At 37.4% G+C, this 17,812-nt stretch carries 13 protein-coding genes and 1 pseudogene; 6 read left to right on the forward strand and 8 right to left on the reverse strand.

Going from position 1 to position 17,812, the window contains the following annotated elements:
• Window positions 1-210: 210 nt before the first annotated feature.
• Window positions 211-1,161 (reverse strand): thioredoxin-disulfide reductase, encoded by a 951-nt coding sequence (trxB, locus tag E2R67_RS15515; protein WP_134291863.1) that lies wholly within the window; start codon window positions 1,159-1,161, stop codon window positions 211-213.
• A 161-nt stretch (window positions 1,162-1,322) separates the two neighbouring features.
• Window positions 1,323-4,244 (reverse strand): ribonuclease E, encoded by a 2,922-nt coding sequence (gene rne, locus E2R67_RS15520; protein WP_134291864.1) that lies wholly within the window; start codon window positions 4,242-4,244, stop codon window positions 1,323-1,325.
• Between the two features lie 331 nt (window positions 4,245-4,575).
• Between rne and rluC the strand changes: the two genes are divergently transcribed.
• Genes rluC through E2R67_RS15535 form a run of 3 tightly spaced genes read left to right on the forward strand, consistent with a single transcriptional unit; the run spans window position 4,576 to window position 7,187 of the window.
• Window positions 4,576-5,514: a 23S rRNA pseudouridine(955/2504/2580) synthase RluC gene (gene rluC, locus E2R67_RS15525; RefSeq protein ID WP_134291865.1), complete on the forward strand. Its 939-nt coding sequence runs from the start codon at window positions 4,576-4,578 to the stop codon at window positions 5,512-5,514.
• Between the two features lies 1 nt (window position 5,515).
• A complete protein-coding gene (locus E2R67_RS15530; RefSeq protein WP_134291866.1) occupies window positions 5,516-6,160 on the forward strand; it encodes an HAD-IIIA family hydrolase in 645 nt (214 codons plus the stop codon).
• A 49-nt stretch (window positions 6,161-6,209) separates the two neighbouring features.
• On the forward strand, window positions 6,210-7,187 hold the full coding sequence (locus E2R67_RS15535; protein WP_134291867.1) for a glycosyl transferase family protein: 978 nt from the start codon (window positions 6,210-6,212) through the stop codon (window positions 7,185-7,187).
• 78 nt (window positions 7,188-7,265) lie between these two features.
• Here E2R67_RS15535 and E2R67_RS15540 read toward each other — a convergent pair whose 3' ends face one another.
• The 3 genes from E2R67_RS15540 to E2R67_RS15550 all read right to left on the reverse strand — a co-directional run bounded on the left by E2R67_RS15540 (window position 7,266) and on the right by E2R67_RS15550 (window position 12,444).
• Window positions 7,266-8,318, reverse strand: a complete 1,053-nt coding sequence (locus tag E2R67_RS15540; RefSeq protein ID WP_166739408.1) for a CsiV family protein — start codon at window positions 8,316-8,318, stop codon at window positions 7,266-7,268.
• 20 nt (window positions 8,319-8,338) lie between these two features.
• Window positions 8,339-11,821, reverse strand: coding sequence for a transcription-repair coupling factor (gene mfd, locus E2R67_RS15545; protein ID WP_208379550.1), 3,483 nt, complete (start codon window positions 11,819-11,821; stop codon window positions 8,339-8,341).
• 65 nt (window positions 11,822-11,886) lie between these two features.
• Entirely contained in the window at window positions 11,887-12,444 is a 558-nt protein-coding gene (locus tag E2R67_RS15550; protein WP_134291870.1) for a PilZ domain-containing protein, read from the reverse strand.
• Between the two features lie 236 nt (window positions 12,445-12,680).
• On the opposite strand from E2R67_RS15550, the gene E2R67_RS15555 reads away from it, so the two are divergent.
• The 3 genes from E2R67_RS15555 to lolE are packed head-to-tail and all read left to right on the forward strand — an operon-like array spanning window position 12,681 to window position 15,835.
• Window positions 12,681-13,901: a lipoprotein-releasing ABC transporter permease subunit gene (locus tag E2R67_RS15555; RefSeq protein WP_134291871.1), complete on the forward strand. Its 1,221-nt coding sequence runs from the start codon at window positions 12,681-12,683 to the stop codon at window positions 13,899-13,901.
• Window positions 13,894-14,601: a lipoprotein-releasing ABC transporter ATP-binding protein LolD gene (gene lolD / locus E2R67_RS15560; RefSeq protein WP_134291872.1), complete on the forward strand. Its 708-nt coding sequence runs from the start codon at window positions 13,894-13,896 to the stop codon at window positions 14,599-14,601. The genes E2R67_RS15555 and lolD overlap by 8 nt, the downstream gene beginning before the upstream one ends.
• A complete protein-coding gene (gene lolE, locus E2R67_RS15565; RefSeq protein WP_134291873.1) occupies window positions 14,594-15,835 on the forward strand; it encodes a lipoprotein-releasing ABC transporter permease subunit LolE in 1,242 nt (413 codons plus the stop codon). The genes lolD and lolE overlap by 8 nt, the downstream gene beginning before the upstream one ends.
• A 13-nt stretch (window positions 15,836-15,848) precedes the next feature.
• Here the strand turns inward: lolE and E2R67_RS15570 are convergent, their stop codons facing one another.
• From E2R67_RS15570 to E2R67_RS15580, 3 genes and pseudogenes are all read right to left on the reverse strand, one after another.
• A complete protein-coding gene (locus E2R67_RS15570) occupies window positions 15,849-16,562 on the reverse strand; it encodes a glycerophosphoryl diester phosphodiesterase (protein ID WP_134291874.1) in 714 nt (237 codons plus the stop codon).
• 251 nt (window positions 16,563-16,813) lie between these two features.
• Window positions 16,814-17,470, reverse strand: a complete 657-nt coding sequence (locus tag E2R67_RS15575; protein WP_134291875.1) for a Bax inhibitor-1/YccA family protein — start codon at window positions 17,468-17,470, stop codon at window positions 16,814-16,816.
• 188 nt (window positions 17,471-17,658) lie between these two features.
• Window positions 17,659-17,812, reverse strand: a pseudogene (locus E2R67_RS15580) (IS4 family transposase); the annotation flags it as partial.

The following is a 17,812-nucleotide window of genomic DNA, read 5'->3' on the forward strand; positions in this document are numbered from 1 at the left end:
GCCTCTAAAATATCAGATAAAGAAGAGAATTCGGTAAGTCGGTTAATTGATGTGCGAGCGAGTGCTTCTGAAAGTTCCATAAAAAAATCCCATGACCTTTTGAGTCATAGGATTTTGATCTCCTTACGTTAAAAATCAACTAATTTTTCTTAACTGATCGGCATTAACTGCTTAAGCAGTCTTTTTTATGCAATAGATATAACTTACGAATTATAAGTTATCTAAATATCTTTCTGCGTCTAGTGCAGCCATACAGCCAGTTCCAGCTGACGTGATTGCTTGACGGTAGATATGGTCTGATACGTCACCGGCAGCAAATACACCTTCAATAGAGGTTTGTGTTGCGTTACCTTCGCTACCTGTTTGTACTTTTAAGTAGCCATGGTTCATATCCAGTTGATCAATAAACATATCTGTATTTGGTTTGTGACCAATGGCAATGAATACACCCATTACCGCTAACTCTTCTGTTTTATCTGAATTAGTATCTTTGATACGTATACCTGTTACGCCCATATCATCACCTAATACTTCATCTAAAGTACGGTCTGTATGTAATACGATATTACCGTTTTTAACTTTTTCGTTTAGGCGATCTAATAAGATTTTTTCTGAACGGAAAGTGGTACGTCTGTGAATCAAATGTACTTCTGAAGCAATGTTCGAAAGGTATAGTGCTTCTTCAACAGCTGTGTTACCACCCCCTACAACGGCAACTTTTTGGTTGCGGTAGAAGAAACCATCACAGGTTGCACAAGCTGAAACACCACGACCTTTAAATGCTTCTTCTGATTCTAAGCCAAGGTAACGTGCAGAAGCACCCGTTGCGATGATTAATGCATCACAAGTATAAGTTCCAGTATCACCTTTAAGTGTAAATGGAGGCTTAGTTAACTCAACTTCATTGATGTGGTCAAAAATAATCTCTGTATCGAAACGTAAAGCATGCTCTTTCATACTTTCCATTAAACCTGGGCCTGTCATATCCGCAGCGCCGCCCGGCCAGTTCTCAACTTCAGTGGTCGTGGTTAATTGTCCACCTTGCTGCATACCTGTAATTAGAACAGGTTTTAGGTTTGCACGTGCAGCGTATACTGCTGCGGTATAACCTGCAGGGCCTGAACCTAGGATCAGCAGTTTGTTATGTATAGTTTCGCTCATAAAGTTACCTTGAGTAATAGAGATTAATTAGTTTCATCCTGAACTAACTAATTGATAATGTATATTGGGTTAATAGTAAACTGTTGATTTATAAATTTCAGTAAAAAAAAACGGATATCCATCGGAATATCCGTTTTTACTGATAGGTAAAAGCTATCTTATTAGATTGTCGCTTTTACGGTTTCGCTTTTTGCGTGATTACTTGCAAATGAACTACCAGCTTGTTGTTCTGCTTTAGTAATTGCTTGGCGATCAGTTGCCGCAGTAATATTGATTTCTTTAGATAAATCAAGTGGTTCTGAAACAGTTTTAACCATGTCAGAAGTTGATTTACCTTTAGCAATCGTGACAGTTCCAAATGCTGTTGCCGCTACTTTAATAGGGGCTTCAGTTTTTGTTTCTGCCGCTTTCACTGGCTCAACAACTTGTATTGGTGTCTCAACGCTAACCGCTGCTGCTTCAACTGCTTTTTCTATAACAGGTTCAGCGACTGGCTGTTCCACTTTTTCAGCAACTGTATTTTCAATAACTGCATCTTCAACAGGCAAAATCTTTTCTGCTGTTGCAACTTCTGTTTTAGCAGCCACTTGTTGTAGATCTTCAGCCGTTTGTAGAGTTGTTTTTGCTTCCGATATTTCACTAACATCACTTGCAACTGAAACTGTTGCTTGTACATTAACTGATTCATCAGCAGTAACTTGCTCGACTTTTGCTTCAACAACTTGAGGATCTGCAGCTACATTTTCTTGTTTAACTTGTTCTTTAACTTCAGGGTAACGACTTTCAACCGCTTCCGCTTGGTTTGAACTTGTTTCTTCGCGATTCTTATTATTACGTTGACCATTGTTACGTAAGTAACGAGAACGACGATTAGAAGTAGGCGCAGAGTGATTCGCTTCTTTATCAGATGATGCTTGTAGATTATCAGGCTTAACTTCTGCGTTGTTTGCAGCTGTATTTGCTTGTTTTTCTACTTTAACTTCTGTTTTATTAGAATCAACTTTTGTTGTTTCTTGAGCTTTTACATCAGCTGTTACTGTTTTGTTATTATCAGCAACATTGTCTGGTTGTTGTACACGCACTTTCTTACGCATATTACGGCGCTTACGTCTTGCTACAACCACTTCGTCATTATTCGACTTGTTGTCATTTTCCTGTGAAGGTTTGACTTCGTTGTTGTATTTTTTAGCTTGTGCCGTTGGTTTACGGTTTGCTGTTTTACGATTATTTGGACGACGCTCATTCGTTGTTGCATCCGTATTTTTTTCTGAACGGTTGCGGTTACGATTTTGATTGCCTTTAGCATTGCGAGGATTACGCGTTTGATCTCGTTTTGCTTGTGGTTTTTTATTGCTTTGTTTTTTAACTTCAGGTTTTGAATCATCGCTAAAGAATTTAACAATTGAAGCAAATACTTTTTTCAATAAAGAGTCAGTTTTCTTAGCTGGTTGAGCTTTTTCTGATTTAACTGCTTTCTTCGTTGTTTTTGCTTTTGGAGCACTAAAGCCAGTTAATAATGGCTCTTCGATTTCATCGTGCTCTATTTGTGCAATATTAGGAACATAAACCGTATGTTGTTTTTCAAGTGCGTCGTAATTGATATCTTCTTTACCATCTTTACGAGTACGCTTGATTTCAAAATGAGGCGTTAATAAGTTCGCATCTGGGATAATATAAACTTCACAAGTATGACGTTTCTCTAATTTAGCAACATCTTTACGTTTTTCATTTAATAGATAAGCGGCAACGGCAACAGGAACACGTGCTTGTATTTGAGCTGTGTTTTCTTTTAAGCCTTCCTCTTCAATTAAACGAAGAATAGCAAGTGACAGTGAGTCATTATCACGGATTGTACCTTGTCCATGACAGCGAGGACAAACACGAGATGCTGATTCGCCTAAAGAAGGGCGGATACGTTGACGAGACATTTCCATTAAACCAAAACGAGAAATTCGGCCTAATTGAATACGCGCTCTATCTTGACGTACAGATTCACGCATTCTGTTTTCAACTTCACGTTGATGGCGAGCAGGTGTCATATCGATGAAATCAATAACCACTAAACCACCTAAGTCACGAAGACGTAGTTGACGTGCAATTTCTTCTGCCGCTTCTAAGTTTGTATTGAATGCTGTTTCTTCAATATCACCACCACGTGTCGCACGTGCTGAGTTAATATCGATTGAAGTTAATGCTTCAGTTGGGTCAATAACAATTGAGCCACCAGAAGGTAAACGAACTTCACGTTGGAATGCCGATTCAATCTGGCTTTCAACTTGATAGTGCGTAAATAATGGGATTTCACCTTGATATAATTTTAGGCGGCTAACATAATCAGGACGAATCATTTCGATATGATTTTTAGCTAACTCAAATGTTTTGCTGTTATCAATAACGATTTCGCCGATATCGCGACGTAGGTAATCACGAATAGAACGGACAATGACGTTACTTTCGCGGTGAATTAAAAAAGGAGCTGGCTTAGTTTTTGCTCCTTGGTCAATCGCATCCCAGTGATTAATTAAAACGTTTAAATCCCATTCTAATTCTTCAGCTGATTTACCCACACCAGCAGTACGAACAATTAACCCCATACCATTGGGTAGTTTAAGGTCTGATAAAGCGGCTTTTAATTCAGTTCGCTCATCACCTTCGATGCGGCGAGAAATACCACCTGCACGTGGGTTGTTAGGCATTAATACTAAATAACTTCCTGCTAAACTGATAAAAGTCGTTAATGCAGCACCTTTGTTGCCACGCTCTTCTTTTTCAATTTGAATAATAACTTCTTGGCCTTCTTTAATAACATCTTTGATGTTAGGACGACCTTTAAATGAATATCCTTCTGGGAAGTAATTACGGGCAATTTCTTTAAGAGGTAAAAATCCATGACGCTCTGCGCCGTAGTCTACAAAAGCGGCTTCTAAACTTGCTTCTACTCGTGTTATTTTACCTTTATAAATATTTGCTTTCTTTTGTTCATGACCAGGGCTTTCAATATCTAGATCATACAGTTTTTGCCCATCTACTAGGGCTACACGTAACTCTTCTGCTTGAGTTGCGTTGATTAACATTCTTTTCATTTGTGAACTCTTGTTTAATTTTTTTCGTTATTCATATATGCACTAACTGTTCTTTGTTCGCTTGACCCCATGTCTGGTTTTACAATCTCTCGACTGGAAGTATTCTGAGGTGCATTAAAAAAGCGGGTACAAAGACATATTAAATCTAAATGAACTTAACATTTCAGCGTTGCATTCTAATCGTGTGATTTGCTTTTATAAGTGCCATGCCTACTAGCAAATTTATACTGATAAAATTACGAGGCATTAACCCCGTTATTGTCGCATTTAAATAGGCTTACGCCAACAAAGTTTTTGCATATTCTGTGTTTAGGCGTGATAAACTTAACGAATGGAACAGATAAATCATTCAGTACGCATTATTGACATAGCTCAAGAGAATGCAAAACAACGTATCGACAACTTTCTTCGTCTACATCTTAAGGGCGTGCCTAAAAGCATGATCTACAGAATTGTGCGCAAGGGAGAAGTTCGTGTGAATAAAAAACGCATTAAACCTGATTATAAATTACAGGTAGGCGATAGTGTACGTATCCCGCCTGTAAAAGTTGACCCAGAGAATGCGTTACCATCGCCAAAGTTAAATGTAATTAAAAACTTAGAAGCGGCCATTGTTTATGAAGATGATGCTTTAATCATTCTTAATAAACCTTCAGGGCTGGCTGTGCATGGTGGTAGTGGCTTAGAATTTGGTGCCATTGAAGGGTTAAGGGCATTACGACCTGAAGCACACTTTTTAGAGTTAGTGCACCGATTGGACAAAGCGACCTCTGGGTGCCTTTTAATCGCCAAAAAACGCAGTACATTACGTGCGTTACATGAGCAGCTTCGTCAAAAAACAATGAAAAAGCAATATTTCGCACTAGTTAAAGGTCAATGGGATAAAAAAGATCGTTTAATTAGAGAGCCGTTGTTAAAAATTCCTCAGGATTCTGTTGTGAAAGTGAGTCCACTTGGTAAAGCCTCTGAGACACATTTTAAAATAATTCAGCGCTATCAAGGTGCAACATTAGTTGAGGCGAGTCCTATTACTGGTCGTACGCATCAAATACGCGTGCATGCAGCATGTAAAGGGCACAATATTGCTTGCGATGAACGTTATGGTAATAGTGAGTTTGATAGCTCAATGAAGTCACTTGGACTAAATCGTTTATTTTTACACGCAGCACACATTACTTTCTTCCATCCTGGTTTAGAAGAAAAGATGACAATGAGCGCACCACTTTGCCCAAGATTAGAAGAGTTATTAACTAAACTAGAACGCATTTGATATGAAATACAAACTGATTATTTTTGATTGGGACGGCACCTTGATGGATTCCATTGATAAAATTGTGCTGTGTATGCAGCAAGCTGCAAAGCAACAGCAACAAGTCGTTGCATCAAAACAATCAGTGAAAGGTATTATTGGGTTAAGTTTATTGAAAGCCGTGCAACAACTTTATCCCTTACTTGGTCTATCCGAACAACAAGCGCTTGTAGAGGCTTATCGCCAACAATATAACCTCAATCAACATATTGAAACGCCTTTATACCCTGATATTAAAAAGCTATTAGTTAATCTTAAATCTCAAGGTTACACTTTAGCGGTTGCGACAGGAAAAGGGCGTAATGGTTTAAATAAAATGCTTGAGAAGTCTGCTACAAGTAAGCTCTTCTCTGCGACTATTTGTGCCGATGAAGCTCATTCTAAACCGGATCCTTTAATGCTCAATTTACTATTAGAAAAATTGGGGATAGAAGCGTCACAAGCTTTGATGGTCGGCGACTCAAGTTATGATTTAGAAATGGCTAAAAATGCAGGTATGGATAGTCTTGGGGTGAGTTATGGTGTACATGATGCCAATCAATTATCTTTATATGATCCGGTTGCAATTGTTGATGACTTAACAACTGAGTTGCAACAATATATTTAATTATGAACATTGATTTCAATAGGTTATTGAAATAGTACAAGGAATAAGCATGTTTAGTGAATACATCAAATTAACTGGCCGTGGTGAGAAAGGACGCCGTCCATTAACTATGGCGGAATCTCAGCAAGCTTTAACCGATTACTTAAATGGCGATGCGACATTATTGCAAATGGCTGTTTTATTAATGTTGCAACGTGTCCGTTGTGAAACGCCTGAAGAAGCAGCGGGTTATATTTCGGCATTACGAACAAAAATTGATTCGGACTGGCAAACATTAGAGACGGATCTCGATTGGCCGTGTTTTGCTGGCAAAAAAAGGCAGCCACCTTGGTTATTACTTGCTGCAAAGCTGCTTGCAGCTAATGGCGTAAAAATATTATTACATGGACATATGACAGTTGACTTGGTTAAGTATCAAGTGGAATCTGCTTGTCCATTGTTAGACATTACTATTGCCGATACGCCTGCATTGGCAAAAGAGGCGCTACAAAAAGACGCGCTAGTTTATATTCCTTTATCTGCTTATTGTCCTGAACTAATTGAATTGTTAGCACTAAGAGAACAAGTTGGTTTACGTACACCATTGAATACCGTAGCAAGAAGTTTAAACCCAAGTGCTGCACCTTACAGTGTTCATGGCGTTTTCCATAAAAGTTATGAGAAAATACACGCAGAAGCGGCTTTGTTAAATAATGAGCATAGTATTATTGCTTTTAAAGGCGAAGGCGGTGAGAGTGAAATAAACCCTCGCGTTTCAACGTTAGCTTGTGGTGTAACACAGGTGAATGGTAAAACTGAATATGTTGAACAAGATTGGCCAACCTATTTAGAAGACTTTACTGGTGCCCATACTGAAGTCTCTGCTGAATATTTATTAAAAGTATGGAATAAAGAGATTGAAGATCAATACGGCGATGCTGCTGTGATCACAACGACTGCCATAGTGTTAAAACAAATGCAGCCAGAATTATCTCAACAACAAGCATTGGATAAAGCTAAAGTTATGTGGGACTCTCGTACTATCTAAGCGGTCGTTTTTTAAAAGCTACAAACAAAAAAGGAAGCATATTGCTTCCTTTTTTTATTTGTATTTTAAAATTAAAAACTATTGAGTGATAGAAATTGTTTTAAGTTCAGCCGCTGCTTCTGCCCTAGCTTCCGATTCAGCATCTAAAATAGCTAACTCTTCTGCTGGTATTTTTCTTATTTGCACAATAATGCCAAAAAGAGGGTGATCTAAATAATGAATTTCTTCACTTCTTAAGCGTCTTTTTTGATCAAATAAAGTTTCAGTGACTGCCGTTTCTGTTTTCACATGATTATTAACAACAGACTCTTGATCTACGATTTCTACTGCAGGTAAATCATTCTCATCAACCTCTTGGCTTGCTAATACTGAGCGAGGTGTAACAGTCACTTCTTTCTCTGTTTCTGTACGAACAATTAATTGTCCGTCTACATATAAGTAACGTTCTACATAGATTAATAAATTACCGTCAATCTCGTATAAGTCTTGAATTGTTTTTTGTTTTTGTAAAGACGCTAAAACATCCAATTTTTCAATGTTATTTTCTTCTAATGAAGTCACACCTGAAATATTGGCCGTTGCCGCTTGGGTGATAGCATCAATATTGACTGGACTTGCTTCTGCTTTTTTTGCGGCTAACTCAAGAATTTCATCTTTATGAATATCTAAAGCATAGTTTTCACCAGCAAATAAATGAATAGGCAGTGCGTTTTTTTGGTTTTGTATTGGCATGCGCCAAGCAACATGGATCAGCGGTTTAAATAGTTCGTGCTCTTCCAATTTTTGTAGTTGCTCTGTAAATTGTAAGTGTGAGCTGTCTAATAATCTTAAACGATGTTCACCTTCTACAATTTCGTTTTCTGTAATTTGCACTGGGTTTTGCTGATGTAAGCAAAGTTGCTCTGTTGCACAATCAGTAATTTCAGGCGCTTTAAGCACCTCCTGGCGTTCACGGTGTTTTAAATAAACATTGTTTTGATCTAATTGTTCGCTAATTTTATGAATATCAACATTGCGCTTAAAAACTAACAGCTCAATATCAAACCAACGGTCTGTATTAATTGAATCTGCTTGCACGTTAAGCGAGCATGTTGCTGCGATGAGCAATGATAATAGGTAACGACAATTCAAAAGGTTATCCTTTTTAGAAATTATTTAATAAGGTGTAATTTAAAGCTATCAAGCAATTGTTTCAACCAGTTTAAACGTTCTGCACTGTTTTCTAGCTCGATTGTAAATTTTAATTTACTTGGTCCATCTAGTTTAAAGGTTTTTGGTTGACTTTGTAATAATGAAACTAGATACATGGGATCCACTTTTGTGTGTTCAGTAAATGTGACTGCTCCGCCTAATGCGTGTGCTTCAATTCTTGCAATGCCTAGATTTGAACAACGTTGTTTAATGGCTGTAACTGCTATTAAGTTTTTAGCTGAATCAGGTAACAAACCAAATCTATCTATTAGTTCAACTTGGATTTCATTTAGTTCATTATTGTTTTTGCTGTTAGCAATACGCTTATAAAGAGAAAGTCGCATATTAACATCCGGAATATAATCATCAGGTATTAATGCTGGTATACGAAGTTCAACTTCTGCTTGTGTTGCCAGCAAATGTTCTAAGCTTGGCTCTTGACCGTTTCGCAAGGAATTAACAGCTTGGTTAAGCATATCCATATACAAGTTAAAGCCAATGCTTGTAATTTGCCCTGATTGCTCATCACCTAATAATTCACCAGCACCACGGATCTCTAAATCATGTGTTGCTAAGGTAAAGCCTGCACCTAATGTATCTAACGAGCCAATTGCTTGTAAACGTTTATGCGCATCCTTTGTCATTGACTTAGGTGGCGGTGTTAGTAAATAAGCATAGGCTTGATGATGAGAACGGCCTACACGACCACGTAATTGGTGTAATTGAGCAAGGCCTAAGCGATCCGCTCTATCTATAATAATGGTGTTGGCTGTTGGAATATCGATACCGGTCTCAATAATAGTGGTACAGACTAAAACATTTTGACGCTGATGATAGAAATCAGACATGATGCGTTCTAGCTGATGTTCATTCATTTGACCATGTGCTGTTGATATTCTTGCTTGTGGTAATAAGGCCTGTAAATCCTCGGCTGTTCTTTCTATGGTCTCAACATTATTATGCAGGAAGTAGACCTGTCCACCACGCATTATTTCACGAGTGATCGCATCACTAATGGTTTGATCTGTTTTTCGTTCAACAAAGGTTTTAACTGCCAATCGTTTTGCAGGTGGTGACGCAATAATAGATAAATCTCGCATACCATTCATAGACATATTTAAGGTACGTGGAATAGGCGTCGCAGTTAATGTAAGAATATCTATTTGAGCACGAAGGCGTTTGATTTTTTCTTTTTGACGCACACCAAAACGATGCTCTTCATCAATAATCAATAAACCTAAGTCTGCAAATTTAATATTATCGCCAAGCAATTTATGCGTACCAATTAATATATCTATTTTGCCTTCAGCCGCTTCTTGTAAAATTTCTTTTTGTTCTTTCGCTGTTTTAAAACGAGATAATACTTCTATGCGAACAGGCCAATTAGCAAAACGGTCTCGAAAGTTTTCAAAGTGTTGTTGTGCAAGTAGGGTCGTTGGCACTAATAAAGCCACTTGGCGTGCATTGTCTGTCGCCATAAAAGCGGCGCGCATCGCAACTTCCGTTTTACCAAAACCTACATCACCACAGACTAAGCGGTCCATTGGTTGCGAGGAGCACATATCTGAAATAACTGAATTAATTGAAAGCGCTTGATCATGCGTTTCTTCAAAGGGAAAGTCATTACTAAATACGGCATAGTTTTCTTTGTTAAGTTGATATCTAAACCCTTTTTTAGCGGCGCGTTGTGCATAAATTTCAAGTAGCTCTGCGGCAACATCACGGACTTTTTCTGCGGCGCGTTTTTTTGCTTTAGCCCAAGTGTCGTTACCTAATTTACTGATAGGTGCGGTTTCAACATCGCTGCCACTATAACGGCTAATTAAATGTAATGAGGTGACGGGAACGTAAAGTTTATCTCCACGTAGATATTCAAGTGTCACAAATTCATTAATGCTGCCAGAAACTTCTATGGTCTGTAAGCCTAAGTAGCGGGCAACTCCGTGGTCAATATGAACAACGGGTTGGCCTACTTTTAATTCAGCGAGGTTACGAACAATGTGTTCAGAGTGCTCTTCGCCTTGTTTATCTTTATTTTGGCTTCGACGTTGCGTGATTTTACTGCCAAGGAGTTCCGTTTCTGTAATAAATGCAAATTGCGCATCAATGATCAGAAAACTTTGTTCTACGCGGCTAACGGTAATAAACACTTTGCCATCGCTTTGCTCGCACTCAGTTAGGCTTTTAACTGCTTTAATGGATAACTTTAACGGAGCCAGTAGATCTAATAATGCTTCTTTACGCCCAGCCGATTCGGCACTTAATAAAATTTTTCCATCAAAGCTTTCGATGAAATCAGTAAGTGGGGCAAATGGATTTTTATCTTTATGATGAATTTTGATATCAGGTAATGTGGTAAAAGGTAAATTAGTTTTACCTGTTTTAGGTAATGTAAAAGACGCTTGCTGTAACTGATATTTTGGAAACTCATTTAAGCGTCTAAAGCATTGCTCTTGACGTAAGTACAGTTCAATAGGTTGCAGTAGAGGACGTAATAAGTCGACACCACGTTCTTCAAAACGATGCTCAATGGTTTTCCAAAAGTCATTGATTGCAACATTAATATCGCCGACAACACATAATCGCGTTTGCTCAGGAAAGTAATCGAATAAAGTGGCGGTTTCACTGAAGAAAAGCGGTAAATAATATTCGATACCTGCAGGTAAGTTAAATTGCGATATTTGTTGGTAAATAGAATCTGGACCAGTACATTGCGCTGCGAGAAATTTTTCACGGTAGGCCGATTTGAAATTGTTAATCGCTTCTTTATCCGTTGCAAACTCATGAGCGGGTAACATTTGGATTTCTTTGATCGTCGGTAGCGAACGTTGTGTTTCAGTATCAAAAGGACGAATTGAATCGACTTCATCATCAAAGAAGTCAATACGGTAAGGCGTGTCGCTGGCCATCGGATAAATATCAAGTAATGAACCTCGTGCACAAAATTCACCATGCTCTCGAACTTGATCAACGGAGTAATAACCGGCTTCTTGTAATTGCTCTCGTAACAATTGCAGCTCTAACTTTTGTCCTGTTTTAACAAATAAAGTATGTTGTTTTAAGTAGCTAGGTGGCGCAAGACGTAATAATAAAGTGGTTACAGGAACAATCAATATACCGTCTGTCATCAAAGGTAATTGATATAACGTTTCGATGCGGGTTGAGATAATATCTTGATGTGGAGAAAAATGATCGTAGGGTAATGTTTCCCAGTCTGGGAATAATTTCACATCAAATTTATTTTCGGCAAAAAATAACAATTCTTGATGTAACTTAATCGCGCTAGGTGTGTCATTTACAATCACGACTAAAGGTGATTTTTGTGGATTTGCTAAAGCACACTGGTTAACCACAAAACTTTGACTACTGCCTACTAAGTTAGCTAGCTGTTGTGTATCGGTTGCGGATTTTAAAGGCTGAATATTGAGTAAGCTGTTCATCATTGTTTACTTATTTTATGGTCTTATTAATTGTGTTGTTGGTTAACATGTTTTGCTAGCACTATGTTTTAATTCTTTAACTCACGCTGTTTGGCTCTATCTTTTAATTGTTGCGTTTGAATATGTAAGCTTGCGCGAATTAATAACTCTTGATCTTGCTCGCGGATGTAAGTGTATTTGAAAGTGTGCTCTGATTCATTAATCTCAGAAACAATGGCGTAACAATAGATAGCAGATGACTCTTCAGGTAAGAATATCTTAACTCTCGCATTATCACCAATCGCCCAGGTGCTGTTAGGAACAGTGATTAGACTGCCTGCACTAAATTGTAATGTTGTATTATGGAACTTAGGATCGTCTTGTTGGGTTAATACATAAGTCAATAATGCGTTAATTTTTTGATTCTGAGCTTGTAAATAAGTCCATAGTGCTTGGGTATTATCATTATTCAATTTGAGAGGCGCTAAAATACTGGCATCGGCTTGAGAAAGGTCACTCGCCATTTTAAAGGGACCTGGGATCTCACTTTCGAAAGCTGATTGATTTATTGGTAATGCAGTTTTATCAACGGGTTCAATATTAATTGAAAGTGAATGCGGAACTAAAAAAAATTCTGAGTTATTCATATTTTCAAACCAGCTATTTATTAAGTGAAATTCTATTTTTTAGAGTTTTGTCTGTCTTAGCGAATAAAGATACATTAGAATGCTCAGTATTAAAATCTAATCAATAAGTTAAGTGTGTATTTAGCGCGATTTATCATGATTGTTAAGCAATATGATGACTAAATTCACAATTCAGCGGTTCTAACTTTATTTACGAAAGAATATTTATAAAAGATCACTCTTATTAAAAGGTCATTATGTTTTATCCTTTAAGTGTATTTATCGGTTTACGATATACAAAATCTAAACGCAATAATCGATTTGTCTCATTCGTTTCTTTGTTTTCTACGGGAGGCATCATATTAGGCGTGTTGGCATTAGTAACGGTTTTATCTGTGATGAATGGTTTTGAAAGTGAATTGAAAGAGCGTATTTTAGGCTCGATTCCACAAGCTAAGCTCAGCAACCAACAACAAACACTTGATAATTGGCAGCAAAGAATTGATGCATTACCTGCCGACCCCTCAATCGTCGCTATTGAGCCGATTATTACTGTAGAAGCCATTGTACAAAGCCCTACTAATTTACAAGGGGTGAGCGTGCAAGGTGTTTTCCCTGAGAAATATGCAAGTCAAACAGTTAAAAACAGTATTTATATTGGAGATCTTGAAAGCTTACAAGCAAGTCAATACCACATCATTATTGGTCGCCAATTAGCAAGAAACTTAGACGTGAGTGTCGGAGATAAAGTTAGGATTATTTCTACTCGTGGAGCTAGGTATACACCGCTTGGGCAAGTACCTAGTCAGCGTAACTTTACTGTGTCAGGTTTGTTTAATGTAGGATCTGATGTTGATAGCCATTTAATTTTAATGCACGCACAGGATGCTGCTCGTTTAATTAGAATTGAAACGGATCAAGTGACTGATTTACGTTTTTATTTTACCGAGCCCTTTGCCGTAGAAACTTGGCAAGCTCCAGAGTTAGCAGCTGATGAAACCTTGATTGATTGGCGCAGTACACATGGAGAACTATTTGCTGCAGTAAAAATGGAAAAAAACATGATTTGGTTATTATTATGTTTAATTATTTCTGTCGCTGCTTTTAATATTCTTTCATCTTCTGTGATGGTAGTAACTGATAAAAATGCTGAGATTGCGATCTTAAAAACCTTAGGTATTCAAGCTTCTACTATTAATCTTATTTTTATTATTCAAGGCGCTTTCAGTGGCGTTATTGGCGCTTTAGTAGGGACCGTCTTAGGGTTGTTATTAAGCTCTTATATTAACGAAGTAATGAGTTTCCTTGGTTTAAATCTAATATCTGGAACGGGGGGAAGAACCTTGCCCGTTGTCCATGAAACCTTCCAAATCGCATCAATTCTATTTGGTGCAATGTTATTAAGTTTATTAGCTACTTTATACCCAGCTTACCGTGCTGGAAAAGTGAGTCCTATTGAGGCATTGAGACATGAGTAATTCGATTATAGTTTGCCACGACCTAAGTAAAGTTTATCAAGAAGGTAAATTAGAAACGCCTGTATTGCATGGCGTGAATTTAGCTGTTGATAAGAATGAGTTACTTGCCATTGTTGGAACGTCTGGTTCAGGAAAAAGCACCTTATTGCATTTATTGGGTGCATTAGATTCACCTTCTCAAGGTGACGTTATTTTTAATGGCAATAACATTCATAAAATGTCATCGAAAGAACAAGCGAAATGGCGCAACCAAGAGTTGGGATTTATTTACCAATTTCATCATTTATTGTCTGAGTTTACTGCGTTAGAAAACGTAGCGATGCCATTATTGATCGCTGGTGAAAACATTAAAGTCGCTGAACAAAAAGCAACTCAATTGTTAGAACGAGTTGGCTTAAGTAGCCGTGTTAAGCATCGCCCAGCGGAACTCTCTGGTGGGGAAAGACAGCGTGTAGCAATTGCTCGAGCACTTATTAACAGTCCTTCTTTAGTTTTGGCCGATGAACCTACGGGGAATTTGGATGCAAAAAGTGCAGAATCTGTTTATCAATTATTAACAGAGTTGAACAAAGAATTAGGTACTGCATTTATTGTGGTCACTCATGATCAACAATTAGCCAATAAGCTAGATCGACAGCTTTATATGAGCAATGGCATTTTACAAGCACAAAGCACATTAGCAGAGAACAACCATGTTTAGACCCTTATCTTTATTTGTTGGTTTACGTTATAGCAAAGCCAAACATAAAAACAAATTCGTTTCTTTTATTTCAATGGCCTCTATCTTTGGCATCGTTTTAGGTGTTGCTGTATTGATTATCGGCCTTTCAACTATGAATGGATTTGAAAAAGCGTTAAGAGATCAGCTTTTATCTGTGATCCCTCATGCTGAATTTGAAGTCGTGGATGGAGATTTTGCTAATGAATCTGCAGTGATAGAGCAAATTAAAGCCTTTCCTGAAGTGATTGGTGTTAGTCCTTATATTGTGATTAATGGACTGTTACAAAATGATATAAAGATGAAAGCCTTGCAAATGCGAGCAATAACGCCTGAAACAGAAACTCAAGTCACTTCTATTGAGAAATATATTAAACAGGGTGGTTGGGAATTACTATCTGCAGCAGAAAATAGCCTTATTCTAGGGGAGCCTGTTGCTGAAAAGTTAGGATTAACAGTGGGACAACGAGTGACTTTATTGTTACCACAAACGGGAACCAGCAAACTTAAAGCGCCACAAAAATTTAACTTCACACTTACTGGTACATTTAAAATGGGTGGGCAAGTGGATAATACGTTAGGCTTTATTCATATTAACAAAGCTAAGCAAATGCTTAATTTAGCTAATGCAACGGGCATTGCGTTTAAAGTTAATGATGTTTTACAGGCTCAGAATATTGCTCGTGAAGTGGGTTATAGTGTTGCTATATATATGTATGTGAAGAGTTGGATTTCAAGCCAAGGCTACTTGTATCAAGATATTCAAATGGTTAAATCATTAATGTACGTTATTTTATTATTAGTGATTGCTGTTGCTTGTTTTAATATTGTTTCCACGCTAGTGATGGCGGTGAATGATAAACGTAGTGATATCGCTATTTTAAAAACCATGGGCGCTGGAAAATGGTCTTTACGCGCTATTTTTATTGTACAGGGTGCATTTAATGGGTTTGTAGGTAGTTTGTTAGGTGCTGGGTTAGGTGTTTATTTAGCGATTAACTTAAGTGATTTTTTCAGTGCTTTTGAAACACTCATTGGGCGTAAATTAATTTCTGGCGACATCTATTTTATTGATTATTTACCTTCTGAAGTTAATTATCAGCAGGTGCTTGTTATCACTTTAGTTGCCTTTGTGATGAGCGTTATCGCAACGATTTATCCTGCTTGGACAGCTAGTAATATAGAGCCTGCAAGAGAGTTAGGCTACAGCCATTAACTTTTCTTTTACGCTACTCAATATACACTTGAGGCGTATCACTAAATACTAAGTCAACTCCCCATTCTCGGTGCGAGTTGACTTCCTCTGGATTATTCGCGGTATAACAGCAAATTTTGTAATCTTTTTGTTTGATCCATTTAGCTTGTTCTTGTTTTAAATAACGATGGTCACAGTGTACTGAATACGCTTCTATAGCCGTTAAGTGTGAAAGGGCATCATCAGGTATTTCTTCCCACAACTGTCCTCTACGGATATTAGGTTGCGAAATATGCATATATTTCATTGCTTCAATATCGAAACTTGAAAATAAAACTGAAGAAACAGGAAAGCCTGATTTGTTGATGGCTTTGCTTATTTGCTCACAGAGTAAAGGGACATTATCTTCTGGGTATATCTTCAACTCTATATTGACACTCATATTATTCTGCTTCGCTAAATCTAATACTTCTTCAAGTGTTGGAATTTTTTGATCACAGAAAACCTCTGAAAACCAAGAGCCCGCATCTAATAACTTTAATTCAGCTAGGCTCATTTCAGAAACAATGCCATTGCCATTAGTACAGCGTTTGACAGTTTTATCATGGATGACAACGGGGATCTTGTCTTTGGTAAGCTGTACGTCAAACTCAATCCATTCACAGCCCATTTCGGCTGCTTTTTGGAATGCGGCTAACGTGTTTTCTGGAGCTAAGCTAGAGACGCCTCTATGAGCTGCTATTTTCATTAAGACCTCTGCTTGCGCTGATAGCAAATAAAATAAGTTGCGCATAATATTACAATTAAGTTAAATAAAAAATAACTTTTTGTTAATCTTTTGAAGGAATAAAGGCAGAGGTGAAATTATTTGATTGGTAACTGGCAAGCGAACAATAGAAGTTTATTTAGCAGGATATAAAAAGGCCAGACAATGAGTCATTGTCTGGCCTTTAAATGTTAAAACTAGTTGCAGATAGAAACTAGCGATTCTTAAAAGACTTAATCGTCTAAAATACCTAAGATACTTAATAGATGTACAAAAATATTAAAGATATTTAAGTATAAAGAAACCGTTGCATTGATGTAGTTAGTTTCACCACCATTAATGATTCGGCTTGTATCAAATAAAATTAGACCAGACATTAATAAAACAACAACACTGCTGATCACTAATTGGAATAATGGAATTTGCAAAAACAGGTTAGCGATAATAGCAACAACAACTGCGATCATACCCGCCATTAAGAAACCACCCATAAATGAGAAGTCTTTACGTGTTGTTAATACATATGCTGATAAAGCAAAGAAGATAATAGCTGTAGTGCCTAAAGCTTGCATAATAAGTGCAGGGCCGTTAGCCATTGTTAGGTAATGATTTAGCATATTACCTAGTGATGCACCCATCGCACCAGTAAACATAAATACCCAGAAAATGCCTTTGCTAGAGTTGGCTGTTTTTCGGATAACAAATAATAAACCAAAGCTGACTAACATTAATACTAATGATGCAATTGGGCCAATACCCGCAGCGGTAGCAATAGTAGCAGTGAAGGCACTAAATGCTAACGTCATACCTAATAACATGTATGTGTTTTTTAGTACTTTATTGATTGATACACCCGAACTTTGCGCGTGAGTGTTAATAGAAGAATTCATAGGTACTCCAGTTAAAAGAATGATTATTAACAACATAATAACATTTGATTTTAGCTTGTGTAGTGTTTTCGTTTAATTTGATAAGTTTTTGTTAGCTAGGGCAGCTTAGTGGTTGTTTTTACAGATAATAATTAGAGGAGATTGATGGTAAAAAAAACAAAAAAGGCACATTTAAAGTGTAATGCCGTTCACTTAAGGTGAACGGCATATTTACTTTTCGTCACTGGATATCGATTTTTAGACGCTTTTAAACACCTCGGATAACTTCGCTCACGTTTTCCCTCCAACTTAAATTGTGCCGCATTTCTTTCTATATCAATCACTATTCTAGGAACATTACCT

It is taken from the genome of Psychromonas algicola (genome assembly GCF_004378355.1).
Lineage (GTDB): Bacteria > Pseudomonadota > Gammaproteobacteria > Enterobacterales > Psychromonadaceae > Psychromonas.

What these genes read in the sequence shown, in the direction of transcription:
- trxB (WP_134291863.1), bottom strand. Translation starts at nt 1,161, where the DNA reads ATGAGCGAAACTATACATAACAAACTGCTGATCCTAGGTTCAGGCCCT.
- rne (WP_134291864.1), bottom strand. Translation starts at nt 4,244, where the DNA reads ATGAAAAGAATGTTAATCAACGCAACTCAAGCAGAAGAGTTACGTGTA.
- rluC (WP_134291865.1), top strand. Translation starts at nt 4,576, where the DNA reads ATGGAACAGATAAATCATTCAGTACGCATTATTGACATAGCTCAAGAG.
- E2R67_RS15530 (WP_134291866.1), top strand. Translation starts at nt 5,516, where the DNA reads ATGAAATACAAACTGATTATTTTTGATTGGGACGGCACCTTGATGGAT.
- E2R67_RS15535 (WP_134291867.1), top strand. Translation starts at nt 6,210, where the DNA reads ATGTTTAGTGAATACATCAAATTAACTGGCCGTGGTGAGAAAGGACGC.
- mfd (WP_208379550.1), bottom strand. Translation starts at nt 11,821, where the DNA reads ATGATGAACAGCTTACTCAATATTCAGCCTTTAAAATCCGCAACCGAT.
- E2R67_RS15550 (WP_134291870.1), bottom strand. Translation starts at nt 12,444, where the DNA reads ATGAATAACTCAGAATTTTTTTTAGTTCCGCATTCACTTTCAATTAAT.
- E2R67_RS15555 (WP_134291871.1), top strand. Translation starts at nt 12,681, where the DNA reads ATGTTTTATCCTTTAAGTGTATTTATCGGTTTACGATATACAAAATCT.
- lolD (WP_134291872.1), top strand. Translation starts at nt 13,894, where the DNA reads ATGAGTAATTCGATTATAGTTTGCCACGACCTAAGTAAAGTTTATCAA.
- lolE (WP_134291873.1), top strand. Translation starts at nt 14,594, where the DNA reads ATGTTTAGACCCTTATCTTTATTTGTTGGTTTACGTTATAGCAAAGCC.
- E2R67_RS15570 (WP_134291874.1), bottom strand. Translation starts at nt 16,562, where the DNA reads ATGAAAATAGCAGCTCATAGAGGCGTCTCTAGCTTAGCTCCAGAAAAC.
- E2R67_RS15575 (WP_134291875.1), bottom strand. Translation starts at nt 17,470, where the DNA reads ATGAATTCTTCTATTAACACTCACGCGCAAAGTTCGGGTGTATCAATC.